Origin of the sequence: Flavobacterium sp. P21, assembly GCF_050632225.1 — a bacterium.
Classification (GTDB): Bacteria; Bacteroidota; Bacteroidia; order Flavobacteriales; family Flavobacteriaceae; genus Flavobacterium.
Map to the genome: position 1 here is coordinate 388013 of NZ_CP192585.1, position 18231 is coordinate 406243.

At 35.3% G+C, this 18231-nt stretch carries 12 protein-coding genes and 5 pseudogenes; 5 read left to right on the forward strand and 12 right to left on the reverse strand.

Features of this window, described 5'->3' with window-relative positions; genetic code table 11:
* Positions 1-75: 75 nt before the first annotated feature.
* Positions 76-1680, forward strand: coding sequence for a fumarate hydratase (locus ACQ9BO_RS01900; RefSeq protein ID WP_431243429.1), 1605 nt, complete (start codon positions 76-78; stop codon positions 1678-1680).
* A 131-nt stretch (positions 1681-1811) separates the two neighbouring features.
* Here the strand turns inward: ACQ9BO_RS01900 and ACQ9BO_RS01905 are convergent, their stop codons facing one another.
* Together ACQ9BO_RS01905 and dinB are read right to left on the reverse strand one after the other, a co-directional pair.
* Complete coding sequence (locus tag ACQ9BO_RS01905) at positions 1812-2312, reverse strand: PAS domain-containing protein (protein WP_431243430.1); 501 nt, start codon at positions 2310-2312, stop codon at positions 1812-1814.
* Positions 2313-2406: 94 nt separating this feature from the next.
* Positions 2407-3489, reverse strand: coding sequence for a DNA polymerase IV (gene dinB, locus ACQ9BO_RS01910; RefSeq protein WP_431243431.1), 1083 nt, complete (start codon positions 3487-3489; stop codon positions 2407-2409).
* A gap of 140 nt (positions 3490-3629) precedes the next feature.
* Here dinB and ACQ9BO_RS01915 point away from each other — a divergent pair.
* Both ACQ9BO_RS01915 and ACQ9BO_RS01920 read left to right on the forward strand, forming a co-directional pair.
* Positions 3630-4363, forward strand: a pseudogene (locus ACQ9BO_RS01915) (metallophosphoesterase family protein).
* A 47-nt stretch (positions 4364-4410) separates the two neighbouring features.
* Positions 4411-4941, forward strand: a complete 531-nt coding sequence (locus tag ACQ9BO_RS01920) for a DUF6646 family protein (protein WP_035652704.1) — start codon at positions 4411-4413, stop codon at positions 4939-4941.
* Between the two features lie 133 nt (positions 4942-5074).
* Here the strand turns inward: ACQ9BO_RS01920 and ACQ9BO_RS01925 are convergent.
* The 5 genes and pseudogenes from ACQ9BO_RS01925 to ACQ9BO_RS01945 form a co-directional block, all read right to left on the reverse strand.
* Positions 5075-5730 (reverse strand): annotated as a pseudogene (locus ACQ9BO_RS01925) (3-oxoacid CoA-transferase subunit B).
* A gap of 81 nt (positions 5731-5811) precedes the next feature.
* Positions 5812-6512: pseudogene (locus ACQ9BO_RS01930) on the reverse strand (CoA transferase subunit A).
* Positions 6513-6888: 376 nt separating this feature from the next.
* Entirely contained in the window at positions 6889-9195 is a 2307-nt protein-coding gene (locus ACQ9BO_RS01935) for a penicillin-binding protein 1A (protein ID WP_431243432.1), read from the reverse strand.
* 8 nt (positions 9196-9203) lie between these two features.
* A complete protein-coding gene (locus ACQ9BO_RS01940) occupies positions 9204-9683 on the reverse strand; it encodes a gliding motility lipoprotein GldH (protein WP_431243433.1) in 480 nt (159 codons plus the stop codon).
* Positions 9667-11054 (reverse strand): annotated as a pseudogene (locus tag ACQ9BO_RS01945) (PSP1 domain-containing protein). Before ACQ9BO_RS01945 ends, ACQ9BO_RS01940 begins: the two are co-directional and overlap by 17 nt.
* Positions 11055-11272: 218 nt before the next feature.
* On the opposite strand from ACQ9BO_RS01945, the gene ACQ9BO_RS01950 reads away from it, so the two are divergent.
* Positions 11273-11872, forward strand: a complete 600-nt coding sequence (locus ACQ9BO_RS01950; protein ID WP_431243434.1) for a hypothetical protein — start codon at positions 11273-11275, stop codon at positions 11870-11872.
* Positions 11873-12443: 571 nt separating this feature from the next.
* Positions 12444-12698, forward strand: coding sequence for a hypothetical protein (locus ACQ9BO_RS01955; protein WP_431243435.1), 255 nt, complete (start codon positions 12444-12446; stop codon positions 12696-12698).
* Positions 12699-12762: 64 nt separating this feature from the next.
* On the opposite strand, the gene ACQ9BO_RS01960 is transcribed toward ACQ9BO_RS01955, so the two are convergent.
* From ACQ9BO_RS01960 to ACQ9BO_RS01980, 5 genes and pseudogenes are all read right to left on the reverse strand, one after another.
* Complete coding sequence (locus tag ACQ9BO_RS01960; RefSeq protein ID WP_431243436.1) at positions 12763-12993, reverse strand: ferredoxin; 231 nt, start codon at positions 12991-12993, stop codon at positions 12763-12765.
* On the reverse strand, positions 12993-14234 hold the full coding sequence (locus ACQ9BO_RS01965; RefSeq protein WP_431243437.1) for a U32 family peptidase: 1242 nt from the start codon (positions 14232-14234) through the stop codon (positions 12993-12995). Before ACQ9BO_RS01965 ends, ACQ9BO_RS01960 begins: the two co-directional genes overlap by 1 nt.
* A gap of 323 nt (positions 14235-14557) precedes the next feature.
* A pseudogene (tnpA, locus tag ACQ9BO_RS01970) lies at positions 14558-14992 on the reverse strand (IS200/IS605 family transposase).
* 24 nt (positions 14993-15016) lie between these two features.
* The gene (locus tag ACQ9BO_RS01975; RefSeq protein ID WP_431243438.1) at positions 15017-16375 is read right to left on the reverse strand and encodes a rhodanese-related sulfurtransferase; all 1359 of its coding nucleotides are present in this window, start codon (positions 16373-16375) and stop codon (positions 15017-15019) included.
* Between the two features lie 169 nt (positions 16376-16544).
* Positions 16545-18224 (reverse strand): SulP family inorganic anion transporter, encoded by a 1680-nt coding sequence (locus tag ACQ9BO_RS01980; RefSeq protein ID WP_431243439.1) that lies wholly within the window; start codon positions 18222-18224, stop codon positions 16545-16547.
* Positions 18225-18231: the final 7 nt, after the last annotated feature.

The window sequence follows — 18231 nt, forward strand, 5'->3', positions numbered from 1 at the left end:
TTAATACACACAAACCTTCCTAATTCAAATTCTTTCTTAGGTAAATAATTTCTAACTTTGTAAAAAAACAAAACAATGATTGATTTTATATACCAAGATCCTTATCCAATTTTGAAGGATGAGACACAATACCGCAAAATCACCTCTGATTTTGTAAAAGTTGAAAAATTTGGAGAACGTGAAATATTGACTGTAGATCCAAAAGGTTTAGAATTATTGGCTGAAGAAGCTTTAACCGATGTTTCCTTCATGCTAAGAACATCGCATTTACAAAAACTAAGAAACATTCTTGACGATCCCGAAGCTACAGACAATGATCGTTTTGTTGCTTACAATTTGCTTCAAAATGCTTCAGTAGTCGCTGAAGGACAATTGCCAAGTTGCCAGGATACTGGAACTGCAATTGTAATGGCTAAAAAAGGTGAAAACATTTTTACCGGTGTTGATGATGCAGAATGGTTGAGCAAAGGAATTTTTAATACATACCAAAAACGCAACTTACGTTATTCACAAATCGTTCCGATTTCGATGTTTGAAGAAAAGAATTCAGGTTCAAATCTTCCAGCACAAATTGATATTTATGCTAAAAAAGGAGCTTCTTACGAGTTCTTGTTTATGGCAAAAGGTGGAGGATCTGCGAATAAAACTTATTTATATCAGCAAACAAAATCGTTATTAAACGATAAATCTCTGGATGCATTTATTCGTGCAAAAATCAAAGACTTAGGAACTTCTGCTTGTCCTCCTTATCACTTGGCTTTGGTAATTGGCGGTACTTCTGCGGAAGCGAACTTAAGCGCTGTCAAAAAAGCATCTGCAGGATATTATGACCATCTTCCAACTTCAGGAAACATGGCTGGTCAGGCATTTCGTGATTTAGAATGGGAAGAACGAGTTCAGAAAATCTGTCAAGAAAGTGAAATTGGAGCTCAATTTGGAGGAAAATATTTCACACATGATGTGCGTGTAATTCGTTTGCCTCGTCACGCGACTTCTTGCCCAGTTGGATTAGGAGTTTCTTGTTCGGCAGATAGAAACATCAAAGGAAAAATCACGAAAGACGGAATATTTGTTGAGCAATTAGAAGTAAATCCGAAACAATTTTTACCAGAAACTGCTCCACATTTAGAAGCACCAGTTGAAGTTGATTTAGATCAGCCAATGGCGACTATTTTGGCTAAATTGTCTCAATATCCAATCAAAACGCGATTAAAATTAAACGGAACTGTGATTGTTGCCCGAGATATTGCGCACGCAAAAATCAAAGAATTACTAGATGCCGGAAAACCAATGCCGGAATATTTCAAAAATCACCCGGTTTATTATGCTGGTCCAGCAAAAACTCCAGAAGGAATGGCTTCAGGAAGTTTTGGACCAACAACTGCTGGACGTATGGACGTTTATGTTGATGAATTCCAAAAGAATGGCGGAAGTATGGTAATGTTGGCAAAAGGAAACCGAACAAAACAAGTTACAGATGCCTGCAACAAATACGGCGGATTCTATTTAGGTTCTATTGGAGGTCCAGTCGCGATTCTGGCGCAAGATAATATCTTGAAAGTCGAAGTAGTTGATTTTGAAGAATTAGGAATGGAAGCTGTTCGTAAAATTACTGTGAAAGATTTCCCTGCTTTTATCATTACTGATGATAAAGGAAATGATTTCTTTGAAAATTTATAATCTAAGACACTGAGGTTCTAAGAAACTAAGATTCTAAGTTTTCTTTTTCCATAAAAAAAACCGCCCAAAAGGCGGTTTTTTTATTTTCTTATAAATTATTTTCTTCGCGACTTAGCGTCCTTGTGGTAAAACTAAGCACTCAGAGCATTTTTCTCAAAAGCAATAAAATGCGATACTTCACCTTTAAAATTATAAACGGGAAAACCATTGATATGGCAACTGTACACTTTTCCGTTTTTTTTATAGTTTTCTATAGTCTTTTCAAAAGAAGTTTTTAATTGAATTGCTTCTCTTATTTCTTTCAATGCTGTTGGACACGTTTCTGGTCCTTGAAACATTTTTGGCGTGTTTCCTAAAACTTCAGCTTCGGTATAGCCTGTCATTCTCTTGATTTTACTTGAAGCAAAAACGATTTTCAAATTTAAATCAGTAACTACAATTACCTCATTTTTAAGGCGTTCTTCTATTTTCAGTCCTTTTTCATTCCAGGAATATTGCGTAGAAATTTGATGTACTTTTTTCAGATCGGCGGCAAGAGCTTTTAATTCATTTACATATTCGTAGTGAAAATCCCATGACAAAATTGGAACTGAATATCGATAAGAAGGATCTTCAAGGTCGGAATTTTTCATTTGGAGTGATTTAATTGATATCTTTTCTCTCAAAGATAAAACGAAAACTCCAGTTTTTTTTACGGAAAACCGTATTTTTAAATATTATAACAAATCAAAACGAAAATTTTAACTGGACAACAACCGACTTCTTTTCCTCTGTGTTTAAATTACTTAACGAAATTCCAAGTAATCTCACAGAATCTTTCATCCTTTCCTGATAAAGCAATTCTTCGACAACTTCTAAAATCAAACTTTTATCAGAAATAAAATAAGGGAGCGTTTTGCTCCGAGTCTGTTGTGTAAAATCACTGTATTTAATTTTCAGGGTAACCGTTTTGCCTGAAATCTTATGCTTTTTCAAACGCTTTTCAAGTGATCCGGCAATTTTTTCAAGCTGTTCGAGCATGAATATTTCGGAGGATAAATTGATATCAAAAGTATGTTCTGCGGCGACCGATTTTGTTATTCGATGTGGTTTTACTTCACTATTATGAATACCTCGAACCACTTTATAATAAAAAGCACCAGATTTTCCGAAATGTTTTTCCAAGAATTCTTCTGTTTTGCTTTTTAAATCGGCTCCCGTGAAAATTCCGAGTTGATACATTTTTTCGGTCGTCACTTTTCCGACGCCATAAAACTTTCGGATCGGCAATTCTTCCAAAAAAGCTAAAATTTCATCAGGATTTACCGTTTTTTGGCCGTTTGGCTTATTTACGTCGCTAGCAATTTTAGCCACAAATTTATTGACCGAAATTCCCGCAGATGCTGTAAGTCCGACTTCATTTAAAATTCGCAGACGGATTTCTTGTGCCAATAAACTCGCGCTCGGATTTCCCTTTTTATTTTGAGTTACATCCAAATAGGCTTCGTCAAGCGAAAGCGGTTCGACCAAATCAGTATATTCATGAAAAATTTTATGGATTTTAGAAGAGATTTCCCTGTAGCGGTCAAATCTCGGGCGTACGAAGATAATTTCTGGACAATATTTTTTAGCCAAAACACCACTTATGGCGCTTCGAACACCAAATTTTCTGGCTTCATAACTTGCCGCCGAAACGACTCCTCTATTTTCTGAACCACCAACTGCAACAGGTTTTCCGCGCAAAGCCGGATTATCCATCTGCTCGACAGAAGCATAAAAAGCATCCATGTCGATATGAATAATTTTTCGGTATGCAGGCGTTTCAGACATGCTACAAATTTAAAAAGGAAAACAATAAAAAAACGTTGGCAATAGTTATAAATAATATCAATTTTTAAAGATTAACAACTAAATGATTCCAAACAAATCATTTTCTTTATTTTTGTAATCCTTACCCGAAAATTTAAAAAATGCGAACATTTGTTATAGGCGACATACACGGAGGATTACGCGCACTTGAGCAAGTGTTGAATAAAGCGAAAGTTACTACCGAAGATACTCTTATTTTTCTTGGCGATTATGTGGACGGCTGGAGCCAATCTGCTGAAGTAATCGATTTTTTAATTGATCTTAAAAGCAAACAAAAATGCATCTGCATCAGAGGAAATCATGATCAGCTGGCACTTGACTGGCTTGAAAACAGGCATGAAGATTTTGATGAAGAAATGTGGTACAAACATGGCGGAAAAGCAACTGTTGAAGGATACTCTAAACTTTCCGAAGAAAAAAGAAAACACATATTGCCTTTTTAGAATCTTTAAAAGATTATTACCTTGATGATGAAAATCGTCTTTTTGTGCACGCTGGTTTTACCAATTTAAATGGTGTTGTCTGGGAATATTTTCCGAAATTATTTTATTGGGACAGAACACTTTGGGAATCAGCACTAGCTTTAAACCCAGATTTAAAGCCCGATGATTTATATTATCCAAAACGATTTACGGTTTATAAAGAAATATATATCGGACATACACCTGTAACAAGAATTGGGCAAACCGTTCCGGTAAACAAAGCTTGTGTTTGGAATGTTGATACCGGCGCCGCCTTCAAAGGCCCTCTGACCATTTTGAATGTAGATACTAAAGAATTCTGGCAAAGTGAACCATTAAACGAATTATATCCTGATGAAAAAGGTAGGAATTAAAATATTAAATATACATTTGCACCGCAAAATAATTAATATTTAAGTTTATGAAAAAAGTTATTACACTCTTGTTTTTAGTATCATTTGGATTTGTTAATGCTCAAAAAGCTTTTACAGGCAAAGGAGATATCAGAGTAAATGTTGGTGCTAATCTACAAGATGGTGGTTCTGGAATTCAAGGTTCTGTTGATTTTGGTTTAGGAGAAAATTTCTCTTTTGGTTTTGTTTCAAATTATTTACTTGGTGTAAACAATTTTAATGGTATTTATGGTGATCACCCAACTCCATACAATGATTACAAACCAGAATTCAAGGATCGTTTTGACGCAAAAGCAAGAATTAACGCTAACTTAAGCAGTGTTATTGGAGTAGAACAACTAGATGTTTATCCAGGTTTAAGTTTAGGCTTGAAAAATTTTGGAGGTCACATTGGAGGTCGTTATTTCTTTACTGACGGATTTGGTGTTTTCACAGAAATTGGTTTTCCAATTGCAAAATACAGCAGTGATAATGATGTATTTGATCACTTAAATAATCAAGCTACTTTCAGTTTAGGAGCTTCATTTAATTTAAATTAAATCTTTTAAGTTCCAAAGGCTCATAGGTACAGAGGAACAAAGTTTTTAAATAGAAAAACCGCCCAAAAGGCGGTTTTTTCTTTTTACTATAAATCACTTTGTTACTTTGAACCTTTGCAACTTTGTACCTTATCTAAAAATTCATTTCAGGAATTTCTCCTTCAATAATCAAATTAGCTTCGGTTGAAGCGACGATATGCTCGACTGAAACGCCTGGCGCGCGTTCTAAGAGCTTAAAACCTTTTTCGGTTACTTCGAGAACCGCAAGCTCCGTTACTACCTTTTTAACGCATCCTACACCTGTTAATGGCAAAGTACATTTTTTTAAGATTTTAGATTCTCCTGCTTTGTTTACGTGCATCATGGCAACGATAATATTTTCTGCCGAAGCTACTAAATCCATAGCACCTCCCATTCCTTTTACCATTTTCCCTGGAATTTTCCAGTTGGCAATATCTCCGTTTTCAGAAACTTCCATTGCTCCTAGAATGGTCAAATCCACTTTTTGACTACGAATCATTCCAAAACTAAAAGCCGAATCAAAAAACTTGCTCCCGGTAAAGTCGTAATCGTTTGTTTTCCTGCGTTAATAATATCTGCATCTTCTTCTCCTTCAAACGGGAAAGGCCCCATTCCAAGAACGCCGTTTTCACTTTGAAATTCTACTGCAATATCTTCTCTAACGTAATTCGCTACTAGAGTTGGAATCCCAATTCCTAGATTTACGAAATAACGGTCTTTTACCTCTTTTGCAATTCTTTTTGCTATATCTTCTTTACTAAGTGCCATATTTTAAAATGTGTCAATTAGAGAATTTGATAATTAGATAATTTAAACACAATTATCTAATTGTCTCATTATCTCAATTATCTAATTCTTCGTTCTAACCGTTCTTTGCTCGATTCTCTTTTCAAATTTTTCTCCCTGAAAAATACGTTGCACCATAATTCCCGGAATGTGAATCTGATTTGGATCTAAAGTTCCAACCGGAACTAGTTCCTCAACTTCGGCAATTGTGATTTTTCCGGCGCCGGCCATGCAAGCGTTAAAGTTTCTGGCAGTTCCTTTGAAGATAAGATTTCCGGCCTCATCGCCTTTCCACGCTTTTACAATCGAGAAATCTGCTTTGAAGGCTTCTTCCATAATGTGCATTTTTCCGTTGAATTCGCGCGCTTCTTTTCCTTCAGCAACTTCGGTTCCGTAACCAGCTGGTGTAAAGAAAGCTGGAATTCCGGCTTGAGCCGCACGACATCTTTCTGCTAAAGTTCCTTGTGGTGTAAGTTCAACTTCTAATTCCCAGAAAGCATCTGGCGTTCAAATTCGGCATTTTCTCCCACATAAGATGAAATCATTTTCTTGATTTGTTTTTTCTGCAAAAGCAAACCTAATCCAAAATCATCTACACCAGCATTATTTGAAATACAAGTCAAATCTGAAATTGATGTATTTACCAATGCCGCAATAGTATTTTCAGGAATTCCGCACAAACCAAAACCGCCAAACATGATTGTCATGCCGCTTTCGATTCCTTGAATTGCCTCATGAACATTATTTACTTTTTTTGTTATCATAACAAAGTGTCTTTATTACTGTATATTTTTGATAAAAATAAGATTTTTAGATTTAATTATAACGATTTCGTAATGATTTTGACGAATTTAATTTTAACCGCATAAAATATATCTCGGAGAGATTAAATATTGGTAGAAAAATTTATCGCCAGTATTATTTTGTCCCATAGGGACTATATGTGAAATTCATTAAGAATCTTAAAAGATGTAGTCCCTACGGGACATCTTTGAAATCTTATCATTCATTGTTTTCTACCAATATTTAACTCCTAACGGAGTATATATTGAAATACTAGTAATTAAAAAAATCCTTTTGTATTCTCCTCAATTTAGAAGAATACAAAAGGATTTAATTATTTAAAAAACGAAATTTAAACTACAGTTCAAATTCATCTGTATTTTGATCTGTTTCGGTTGTGTCTTTTACAACGGCAGGCCTTTGATAGCAATCCACTTTTATTGAAAGATTTGCAGGACGCTCAAATTCTGATTTAGAAACCTGAAGCGATTCATCTCCATAACATTTCTTCATAAAATAAGCCCAAACCGGCAGTGTTGCTGTCGCACCTTGACCATAAGTCAAACTTTTGAAACGCGCTGAACGGTCTTCACAACCAACCCAAACTCCAGTCACAAGATTTGGAACCATTCCCATAAACCAACCATCTGATTGATTTTGCGTTGTTCCAGTTTTACCAGCAATAGGGTTTTTGAACATATATGGATATCCTGTCCAACGGTTATCTCCGCTTCCACCGCCTTGCGTACGCAAACGCGCACCAGAACCCGTTTCAGTAACTCCTTCAAGTAATTTGATAACTGCGAAGGCAATATCTTTATTTAAAACGTCATGAGATTCCGGAATCGGCTCATAAATAACCTCCCCACTTTTATTCTCAATTCTGCTTAAAAACTGTGGCTTTACATAAACACCTTGATTTGCGAATGTACTGTAAGCCGCAACCATATCTTCAACTGTAATATCAACTGCTCCAAGCGCGATTGAAGGCTGAACTGGAATTTCAGTTTTTACTCCTAATTTTTTTGTCAATTCAACAACCGCTTCTGGGCCAGTTCTGTCAATTAATTTAGCCGAAACTGTATTGATCGAATTGGCCAAACCTTGTTTTAAGGTTACCATTCCTCGGTATCTGTTGTCAGAGTTTCTCGGTTCCCAATCTTCTGTTACGTGGTGACGTCCTTTATGAATCATAAACGGACCATCCAAAATTGAATCACAAGGAGACATGTTCAATTGCTCAATCGCTGTTGCATAAACAAATGGCTTGAAAGTAGAACCAACTTGTCTTGCTCCCTGCCCTACGTGATCATATTGGAAATATTTATAATTGATTCCTCCAACCCAAGCTTTAATGTTACCCGTTTGTGGTTCCATCGCCATTAAACCTGACTGCAAAAAGTGTTTGTAGTAACGAATAGAATCAAGTGGTGTCATTACTGTATCGCGTTCTCCCTTCCAAGTAAATACGCGCATTTTTGTTTTTACTTTGAATGAAGCAATAATATCATCTTCGCTTTTTTCCATATCTTTCATAATTGCCCAACGATCAGAATTTTTCATCGCTTGCATCATGATACGATCTGTTTCTTGTTGTGTGATATTTACGAAAGGCGCATTTTTATTGGTTTTCATTTCAATAAAAAACTGCTGTTGCAAGTTTTTCATGTGTTCAGAAACTGCCTCTTCAGCATACATCTGCATTCTTGAATCGATAGTAGTATAAATTTTCAAACCATCTTTGTAGATATCATAATCTGAACCGTCTGGCTTTTTATTCTCAGTTACCCATTTTTTCATGTAATCACGAAGGTATTCTCTGAAATAAGTTGCCATTCCTTCGCGGTGGCTCTCCAATTTGAATTTTAACGTAATTGGCAAAGCTTGTAATCTCAACTTTTCGGCAGTAGTGATCATTTTTGCTTTTTCCATCTGCGAAAGCACCACATTACGGCGATTTTTCACGCCTTGCGGATTACGAACTGGATTGTATAATCCTGAGTTTTTGAACATTCCAACTAAAATAGCCGATTCGTCCATTGTCAAATCTTTTGGATCTTTAGAGAAATAAGTCTGCGCCGCAGAGCTCACTCCAACTGAATAGTTCCCGAAATCATAAACATTACAGTACATTGCTATGATTTCATTTTTAGTATATTGTCTTTCGAGACGAATCGCAATGATCCACTCTTTTATTTTCTGAACAATTCTGAAAGGAAGAAATTTTGATCCTTCGCCATGAAATAATTGTTTTGCAAGTTGTTGCGTTAACGTACTCGCTCCACCGTTTGTTCCTAGAGTGAAAATCGCTCTCAAAGTTCCGCGTCCGTCAATTCCTGAATGTTCGTAAAAACGCGCATCTTCAGTAGCAACTAGAGCTTCAACTAAACTTTTTGGCAAGTCTGAATATTTTAGCTGTGATCTATTGGTTTTAAAATATTTACCAATCACTACTCCATCCGAAGAAATAATTTCAGTAGCTAAATTTGAATCGGGATTTTCAAGATCTTCAAAAGAAGGCATTGAACCGAATAATCCCCAAGAGGCAAATAAAAAGAAAGCCAAAATACCCAGCAAAGTATAGGCAAAAATTCGCCAGAATTTCTTTTTATAGTAATTAATATCTTTAACGCTATTTGATTGGTTGTTTTTCTTGGTCGCCATAACTATTTCTAATCTTTTTGTTCTATTCTAAAACCTACGTCTGTAATACCTTCTAAAGCTTCAACACCAGGAATTTTACCTGATTCTCTAACCGCTTGTTTGATGTGAACTTTGTATTTTCCTCTAAACTTTACATCTTCTTTGTAATACAGCTTGCTTTCTTTTATGTCAGTAAAGCCGTTTCCTAACAACGTTCCGTCTGGATTTGCCATTTGATATTCTAAAGTATCAACTTTCGTAAATCCGCTTGGTGTTTCAAGAGCCACAATCAAGAACAAATTATTGAAAGGGTAATTGTTGTTGTCTCTCAAATTTACAAATAAATTGTATTTTTTGGTAGAATCTAAAACCGGCAGATCAAAAGTAACAACGCTGTCTTTGTGCCAGGCACTTCCGACTGATTTGTACTCATCGAACACTCTTTTTTTATCACATGAAAAAAGAAGTATTGCGACCAACAGAAGAATTCCGCTATTTTTTATTCTCATTTTTAGTAATAATTATTGGTTTTCTAGGCTCCGTAGATTTATTTTCATTTGAATTTTGCGGATTCGGATTATTTGATTTGTTCGAATTCTTGTGCTTATTCTTATGATTTTGTTTGTTTGGATTATTAGGTTTGCCCTGCTGATTTGAATTTGCATTCGGATTATTATTCCCTGCAGGTTTTGCATTATTGTTTTTCTCCTGCTGTGGTTTTGCCTGAGTTGCAACGCCAGAAGCCTCGGCATTTTGTTTACGTTTGCGATTTGGTTTTTTCTTTCTTTTTGGCTGGTCAAAACGAGTCAAACTTTCTTGCCCCATTGCATTATTGAAGTCTTTTTCAGGCTCTGAAGTTACTTCGATTGCAAAATCTTCTAAAGACGAAACTTTATTTTTCTGCTTATTCTCTGCAATAATTTCTTTTACCTGATCAATTTTCAAAACATGCCAGTTTGCGAAATTGTTTGTATAAGCAAACCACATCAATCCTTTGAAAATATCTTGTTTTTGACAAATCGCGTCGCCTTTTTCAGTAATCAGTTTAGTATCATAATCTGGAAAATCCTTTAAGGCATCCATGTAAGTGTCCAACTCATAGTTTAGACAACATTTTAATTTTCCACATTGTCCTGCTAATTTTTGTGGATTCAATGATAGTTGCTGATAACGAGTCGCAGAAGTATTGACACTTCTAAAATCAGTCAACCAAGTCGAACAGCAAAGCTCACGCCCGCAAGAACCAACTCCTCCTAAACGAGCCGCTTCCTGACGGAAACCAACTTGCTTCATCTCTACTCTCGTACTAAATTCTTTAGCAAAATCTTTAATCAGCATTCTAAAATCGACACGGTCATTTGCTGTGTAATAGAAAGTTGCTTTTGATCCGTCGCCCTGAAATTCAATATCCGAAATTTTCATTTCTAATTTATGCTGAATTGCCAATTCACGCGCACGAACCTTCATTGGCTCTTCGCGATCACGCGCTACAGACCAAATATCGATATCTTTTTGAGATGCTTTTCTGTAAATTTTTGGAACATCATTACTTTCATGATTCACTCCTTTTTTCTTCATTTGAATTTTCACTAATTCACCTGTAAGAGTCACAATTCCAATATCATGTCCTGGCGAAGCAACAGTTGCTACAATATCGCCAATACTTAAAGTTAGTTTTTCTGAATTTCTAAAAATTCCTTACGTCCGTTTTTAAAACGTACCTCAACACAATCAAAAATCGCCTCTCCATTAGACGGACTCATGTTTGAAAGCCAGTCAAAAACCGTCAATTTATTGCGGCTATCGGTGCCGCAAGTCCCATTATTTTTACAACCTTTTGGTGCGCCACCATCTGAGGTTGAACAACTTGTACATGCCATAATTATATATGTAGTGTTGCAAAAGCAACTTAAGTTCATAAACGTTTAATCGGTAAAGATAGTATTTTTTTATTTTGCTCTATACGGATTAAAACTAATGGTTTGTTAAATAAAAAAAGAAAATTTGTATCTCGAAATAATTCTGAAAGAGAACTAAAATTTGTTAAGTTTACTAGTACAAAAAATCCAACCAACCCAACAACGAAACTTAACCAATAATGAACACTGAAATTTTATTAGACGAACAAAAAGAAGCAAACTATTTTTATCATTTTAATTTTTTAAAGTTTAAAAAGATTCTTTTGCCTTTAGCATTTATTGCCTTCCTTTTTATTATCAAGCAATTTATCACAAACCATTTCAACACTTCAAAGTTAGGAGGTCCCGGATTACTTGGGATGTATGAACCTTTTACAGAACTTCCATTTTGGGTAAAGACCGTCAATTTGCTTTTTGACATCTTGATTACGTTTACGATACTCTGCTGGGAAGCTATTTATTTAAAAAAATACGACAAGATTAAGTTTATTGTTTTGCTTGCTTTGCCATCAATTGGTATAGATACTGTTGTTGCCTATTCAAATCTTTATGAAACTGTCCTCAAGAGTTCTTTTTTCTTACCCTTCATGATTTTGAGTTATTTTCATTGCTATGTTTTGTACGGAGCATTAAGAAGAAAAATTCTTTATGGTGAAAAAATAAGCCTTATTGGATTTTTAATCGGAATGATTGGTTTAGTCAGCATAAATCAGCTTTATCAAAAAGTTGGATCCGTTGTATTATTGTCTAGCGATTTTCTGGCTCCTATTTATTCCTAATGGACTGATACTTACACGAGTTTTTGTTCCGCTCTCTTTTTTCTATTTTTTATTTCTGGCAGATGCTGGGCTTTCTTTCAAAAATTTTACAAGAATGCCCTCAGCGATTTTATTGACAAAGAAAAAATTTACTATTCATTTTATATTTTTATTTACTTGCCTACTGTCAATATATATTTATTCCACAGAATACTTTTCGCTATCTTCATTTGAATTTATGCCTTCGAGCCTCAAAAGTATTATTGGTAATCTGTATAATCTTTTCCATGCTATCACTCAAATTGCATTTGTATATTTATTATTTTCTCAACTATTGCTTTTACAATTAACAGCACTACGAAGAAGACCATTATGGATATATCTCTTAAGTTTTGCTCCAGTAATTAATCTATTTACGTTATTGTTTTATTTTCGAAAAAGAACTCCTTTAAGTAATTCCGAATTTTTAGAAATAGAAGACATCGAGCAACAGAACAGATCTTATCTCCAGATATTTATTTTATTGCTGTCGAGTGCTTATGCAATTAAAAGGTTTATTGAATTAGGTCTTAGTCGTGAAAACTTAATTTATATGATTGCAATATTTGTAGCACTTTATATTTTAATATTATATGTCAGAATTGGGGTTCGAATCGTTTTAGCGCTATTGGGCTTTATCGCCGTATTTGCTTTATATCAAGATTTGCCTACCGGACTTTATTATACTTGCTTAATAACTTATGCGGCTATCGGTCTATACAATCTTCATATTGCCTTATTTTGGACAGCCGAAGAATGGGATGAAATTGAAGAAAATAGCGTAACCGAAAACACTCAAGATGCTTAAATATAAAAAGAGTCGCCCTGTTTTTTTTCGCGACGACTCTTTTCTTTTATAGAATAATGAATTTCTAAGTTTCTTTAACGGTAATAATCTTAACCGGACAGGCTTTTGTCGCTAATTCACAGCTTTCGACGATAGCATGATTGGAAGATTTCAAAGTAAAAAACCCTTTTGCATTCTGCGAATGAAGCAATACTGATTTTCCATCTTTTTTTGACATCTGAAAATGCACCGGATCCATTTCGACACAATAATTACAGCCAATGCATTTGTCTCTTTGTAAAGTGATGATTACCATTACGCCTCAACAATTTTATATAATTTGTCCGACATTCTTATTCTGAATGGTAATCTGAAAGTACAGTCGTCTCCTTTTGTCGCTTTTTCAACTTCTAGATCGTTTACGAAAATTTCGTCAATAATCATTTCCTGCGCACCTGTGCTTGGACCTGTAATCAATATTTTATCGCCTACTTTAATATCGTACGCTTCGATTTTGAATTGTCCAATTTCGGCTTTTGGGAAATAATGCGCTCCTTTTCCAACATAAACCTTTTTCTGCGTTGTCGCTGATCCCGGAATATCACTCCATTCACCTAATTCCTGACCGAGATAATATCCAGACCAGAACCCTCGATTGTAAACTGTTTCTAAAGCTTCGATCCAAACTGCGGTTTTTTCTTTTGAAAAAGTTCCTTCGTAATATGCATCAATCGCTTCACGATACGTTTTTGTTACCGTTGCCACATATTCTGGAGCACGGCCTCGTCCTTCGATTTTTAAAACTTGAATTCCCGAATCAATTACCTGATCTAAGAAATCAAGCGTACACAAATCCTTAGGCGACATCATGTATTCGTTATCCAATTCGATTTCAAAACCCGTTTCTTGATCAATAACGGTATATTTTTTTCGACAATTTTGTTTGCAGGCGCCACGATTTGCAGATGAATTATGCGAATGTAAACTCAAATAACATTTTCCTGAAACTGCCATACACAAAGCTCCATGGCCGAAAATTTCGATTTCAACCAAATTTCCGTTTGGACCTTTTATCTGCTCTTTTTCAATTTGAATCGTAATGTTTTTTACTTGACGTAAGCTTAATTCTCGGCTTAAAACCATTGTATCGGCAAATAAGCTGTAAAATTTAATGGTTTCGATGTTGGTCACATTCAATTGCGTTGAAATATGAACTTCCATCCCTATCGATCTTGCCATCGCAATTACGGCTTGATCAGAAGCAATTACAGCAGTAATATTTGCTTCTTTGGCTTTATTCAACAATGTTTTTACGATTGACAAATCATGATCGTAAATAATCGTGTTTAAAGTCAAATAGCTTCGAACATTTTTGGCTTCACAACGATTGGCAATTTCTTTTAAATCTTCTATAGTAAAATTTACTGTCGATCGTGCACGCATGTTGAGTTGTTCAACGCCAAAATATACAGAATCACAGCCATTATCTAAAGCGACCTGGAGCGACTCAAAGTTCCCAGCAGGAGCCATGAGTTCAATTTTATTATTTGTTGTCATTTTTGATTTTATTGTTCCAATGATATATTATTAGAATCTAGTGATCTAAAAATTGACAAAAATAATGCGGTATAGATTAGATTTCTATGATTTATATCATAGTCTAATAATTTAAAAATTATTAATAATAGTATTAAGTCATAGTTTCAACCAGGACAAACGTATTGTTCCGTATTTCAAATTCAATTTTGAAAAATACACAATTGTTGTGGATATCCGTTGCGTTCCTGCGGCTGAAACCGCAGGCTATGTTTTTCTTTGCGAATGTTTTTTAATATAGCCCGTGGTTTCAACCACGGGGAACGCATCGTTAAGCCAAGCGATCATTTATCCCCCAGCCCATGCAATTTTACAAATTCATCAAATTCATCTTCTGCAGTTTTCTTAAGATGATGTTTCTTTTGATTTTTAATATAATTGCAAACAGCATCTAACTGAGATTCGCTGACAGAAAATGCCCCGAAGCCAGTTTGCCATGCAAATTTTTCAAGAATAAATTCTCCTCTATTCATAAAATGAGAAGAACTTCCTTTTATTTGCTTTACAATGTCTGAGATTGTTTTTTGTGGATCTTGTAAAAATAAAACATGCACATGATCTGGCATTCCATTAATAATTCTAACGGGACAACCCAGTTCACTTAGCTCCTACCAAATGAAATCGTATAAATTTTTCTCAATTGAATAATCAATTATTTCTTTACGATTTTTGGTTGCCCAAATGGCATGAATCCATAATTTGGTAAAAGAATGCGACATTGTAAATTAGGGTTTTAAAAACCGCTAATTTACAATTTTATACAATTTATCTGACAATCTAATTCTAAAAGGAACTTCAAAAGTAACTTTATCACCAACTTTAGCAGATTGAGTTTCTGCTCCATTAACAATGATTTTATCCAAAACCAATTCCTGATCTCCTGTAGTTGGACCAGAGATTAAGATTCTGTCACCGCTGTTTAATTCGTGATTTTCTACTGTAAATTGTCCAACTTTCGCTTTTACATAGTAATGCTCCGCTTTTCCAAGGAGTACCTTTTTTACTTTTATTTTCTGACGGATATCAGCCTGTTTTTGTGCAGTTGCCAAAGCAGTTTCTGGTAATTCACCCGAATGTTTGAATTTCAGGTTCTCCGATTTTCCTTTTCTAAACACTTTGTTTCCAACTTGTTTTCCAGTTCTTAAACGAACTTGGTCAACTAGAGGCATGTGGATGATTTCTAAGCATTCTGTAGAACAACAGTTTTCCATTGCCGCTTTACATTCATCACATTGAATGAATAATAAATGGCACCCATCATTTTCGCAGTTTGTGTGATTGTCACAAGGTTTTCCACATTGATGGCATTGCGAAACAATATCATCTGTAATTCTTTCCCCTAGACGATTATCAAATACGAAGTTTTTACCAATGAATTTACTTTCTAAACCTTCTTCTTTCAATTGTTTCGCATAGTTGATGATTCCACCTTCTAATTGATATACATTTTTGAAACCTTGGTGTTTGAAATAAGCACTCGCTTTCTCGCAACGAATACCTCCAGTACAATACATTACCAGATTTTTATCGTCTTTGTGATCCTTAAGTTGCTCATTGATAATAGGAAGGCTTTCTCTAAATGTCTCAACATCTGGAGTTATAGCTCCTTTAAAATGCCCAACTTCACTTTCGTAGTGATTTCTAAAATCTACAACAATCGTATTTGGATCATCAAGAATCTCGTTGAATTCTTTGGCTTTCAAGTGAACGCCTATATTGGTTACATCAAAAGTGTCATCGTTTAATCCATCGGCAACGATTTTGTGACGCACTTTGATAGTTAATTTTAAAAAGGAATGGTCATCATGTTCTACAGCTTCATTCAAACGAATGCCTTTCATGAAATCATAAACTTCAAGAGTTGCTCTAAAAGCCTCCAAATTTTCTTCAGGAATACTCATTTGGGCATTTATTCCTTCAGAAGCAACATAAATTCGGCCTAATGCATCTAAGGCATTCCAGGCAATGAATAAATCGTTACGAAATTTTTGTGGATCTTGAATTTTGGCATACGCATAGAAAGACAACGTAAGTCGTTGTTGTCCTGCATCATCGATCATGATGGCTCTTTCTTCTGCGCTCAAAGTGTTATACAGTTGCATGCTATAAACAGTTTTAAGTTAAGAATATATGTTATTTTAGATTTTTCTGAAAATCTGCCGCAAAAATAGGGTTTATTTTGAGATTAAAAATCCTATTGCCCTAATTATCTGATTTTTTTAACATCTTTTAAAAACCTAAACAATCAGCATTGTCATTTTCAAACAAAAATCAAGATTTAATCTCTGATTCAGAAGCACGAACAACCAAGTCATCAACCGAAACAGAACGGCTTATGTGCCCCATAAAGAATTCCAAATTCTCTGCTCTCAAACGATCACGAACCTCAGAACGTGCTTCAGCAATTTTGAGCGTAATATTTTTGGTATCTAAATCAAAAAATAAGTTTTTTAAGAAACGTGTTCCAGCAATATCAACGCGAGGAGACGAATTAAGATCTAATATTACTGTTTTTAATGAATGTGGTTCGCTATATATTTTCTCCCAGATTTTTTCTTTGATATATTCAGCATTAAAATAATATATAGACGATTCAATCCTCACGATCAAGATGTTTTCAATTTTTTCATTATCCGGATGTCTTTCTAAATCGGTATAAAGTTTTGTTCCTGGAACTCTGCCCAAAAAAGCTACGTTTGGTTTCGAAGCCGCTTTCAGCAAAAGCAGTAAAGTAAACATTGCGACCAACAATACACCTGTCAAAATCCCCCAAATGAGCACTCCTAAAAGCGCAATCATCGCTACGCAGAATTCCTGTTTGTCTCTTTTGTAGAGATATTTCATTTCTTTCAAATCAAAAAGACCTCGAATGGCCACCAAAACTATTGAGGCCAAAATTACAGTTGGCAAGTTTTGGAGATGCCCTGTCAAAAACAAAAGACAAACTGCAATTGTAACCGAACAAAACAAAAGAGACAATGGACTTTTTGCTCCAGCAGTATCGTTTACAGCCGATTGTGATAATCCGCCAGCAACAGGATAACCTTGTCCAAAAGCAACGGCCGCATTTGCAATTCCGAGTGCCAAAAGTTCTTGGCGCGGGTCAATAACATATCCATTTTTTTGTGCCAATGTTCTTCCGGCAGAAACGCTTTCAATATATGATAATAAAAAACAAGCCATCGCAAGAAGCAACACTCCATCTACATCACGAATCATTACAGAAGGCATGTGAAATTCTGGAAGTCCTGTTGGAATAACACCAACTGTTTTAAATCCACTATATTTTAATGATGTTGTCGAAACAAGTGCAATCGACAAAACAACTATTAAAATTGCTATCGGCCGGCCGGGTGCTAGTTTCTCTCCAATAATCAATAGTATTATAGCAACAATACCAAAAATGAAAACGGTACTATTAAGATCCGGAATTTGCCGAAACAGCACCATAATTCGTTCCAGAAAATTATTGCCCCCGCCCTCTACACCAAATAATTTAGGCAATTGGGTCATTCCAATTGTTATGGCAACACCAGCTTTAAATCCAACCAAAACTGTTTCGCTTATAAAATTTATGATACCACTTAGTTTTAAAATATAGGCAATGATCGCCATCACTGCAAAAACTAATGCCGTGAGCGAAGCGATTTCAGACCATCGTTGCACATCGCCGTTTGCCATAGTTGCGATTGTAGTTCCTATCAATAGGGAAATTGCAGATGTCGGTCCTATTGCAAGTCGCTTGCTAGTTCCTAAAAAAGCATAAAATATTCCTCCCAAAAGATAACCATAAATTCCAAATTGTGGCGGTAATCCCGCTAGCGTTGCATAGGCTAATGAAACCGGAATTCCATATGCGGCAAGTGTCACTCCTGCTACAAAATCGCTTTTGAGATCTTTTGATTTATACTCTTTAATCCAACCTGTAATGGGCAAAAGTTTAGAAATCATCATTCAA

Bases quoted from the DNA above. Each gene is read 5' to 3' on its own strand.
- dinB (WP_431243431.1), bottom strand. From the start codon at position 3,489: ATGTCTGAAACGCCTGCATACCGAAAAATTATTCATATCGACATGGAT.
- ACQ9BO_RS01905 (WP_431243430.1), bottom strand. From the start codon at position 2,312: ATGAAAAATTCCGACCTTGAAGATCCTTCTTATCGATATTCAGTTCCA.
- ACQ9BO_RS01975 (WP_431243438.1), bottom strand. From the start codon at position 16,375: ATGCAACTGTATAACACTTTGAGCGCAGAAGAAAGAGCCATCATGATC.
- ACQ9BO_RS01900 (WP_431243429.1), top strand. From the start codon at position 76: ATGATTGATTTTATATACCAAGATCCTTATCCAATTTTGAAGGATGAG.
- ACQ9BO_RS01980 (WP_431243439.1), bottom strand. From the start codon at position 18,224: ATGATTTCTAAACTTTTGCCCATTACAGGTTGGATTAAAGAGTATAAA.
- ACQ9BO_RS01940 (WP_431243433.1), bottom strand. From the start codon at position 9,683: ATGAGAATAAAAAATAGCGGAATTCTTCTGTTGGTCGCAATACTTCTT.
- ACQ9BO_RS01960 (WP_431243436.1), bottom strand. From the start codon at position 12,993: ATGGTAATCATCACTTTACAAAGAGACAAATGCATTGGCTGTAATTAT.
- ACQ9BO_RS01965 (WP_431243437.1), bottom strand. From the start codon at position 14,234: ATGACAACAAATAATAAAATTGAACTCATGGCTCCTGCTGGGAACTTT.
- ACQ9BO_RS01920 (WP_035652704.1), top strand. From the start codon at position 4,411: ATGAAAAAAGTTATTACACTCTTGTTTTTAGTATCATTTGGATTTGTT.
- ACQ9BO_RS01935 (WP_431243432.1), bottom strand. From the start codon at position 9,195: ATGGCGACCAAGAAAAACAACCAATCAAATAGCGTTAAAGATATTAAT.
- ACQ9BO_RS01955 (WP_431243435.1), top strand. From the start codon at position 12,444: ATGATTGCAATATTTGTAGCACTTTATATTTTAATATTATATGTCAGA.
- ACQ9BO_RS01950 (WP_431243434.1), top strand. From the start codon at position 11,273: ATGAACACTGAAATTTTATTAGACGAACAAAAAGAAGCAAACTATTTT.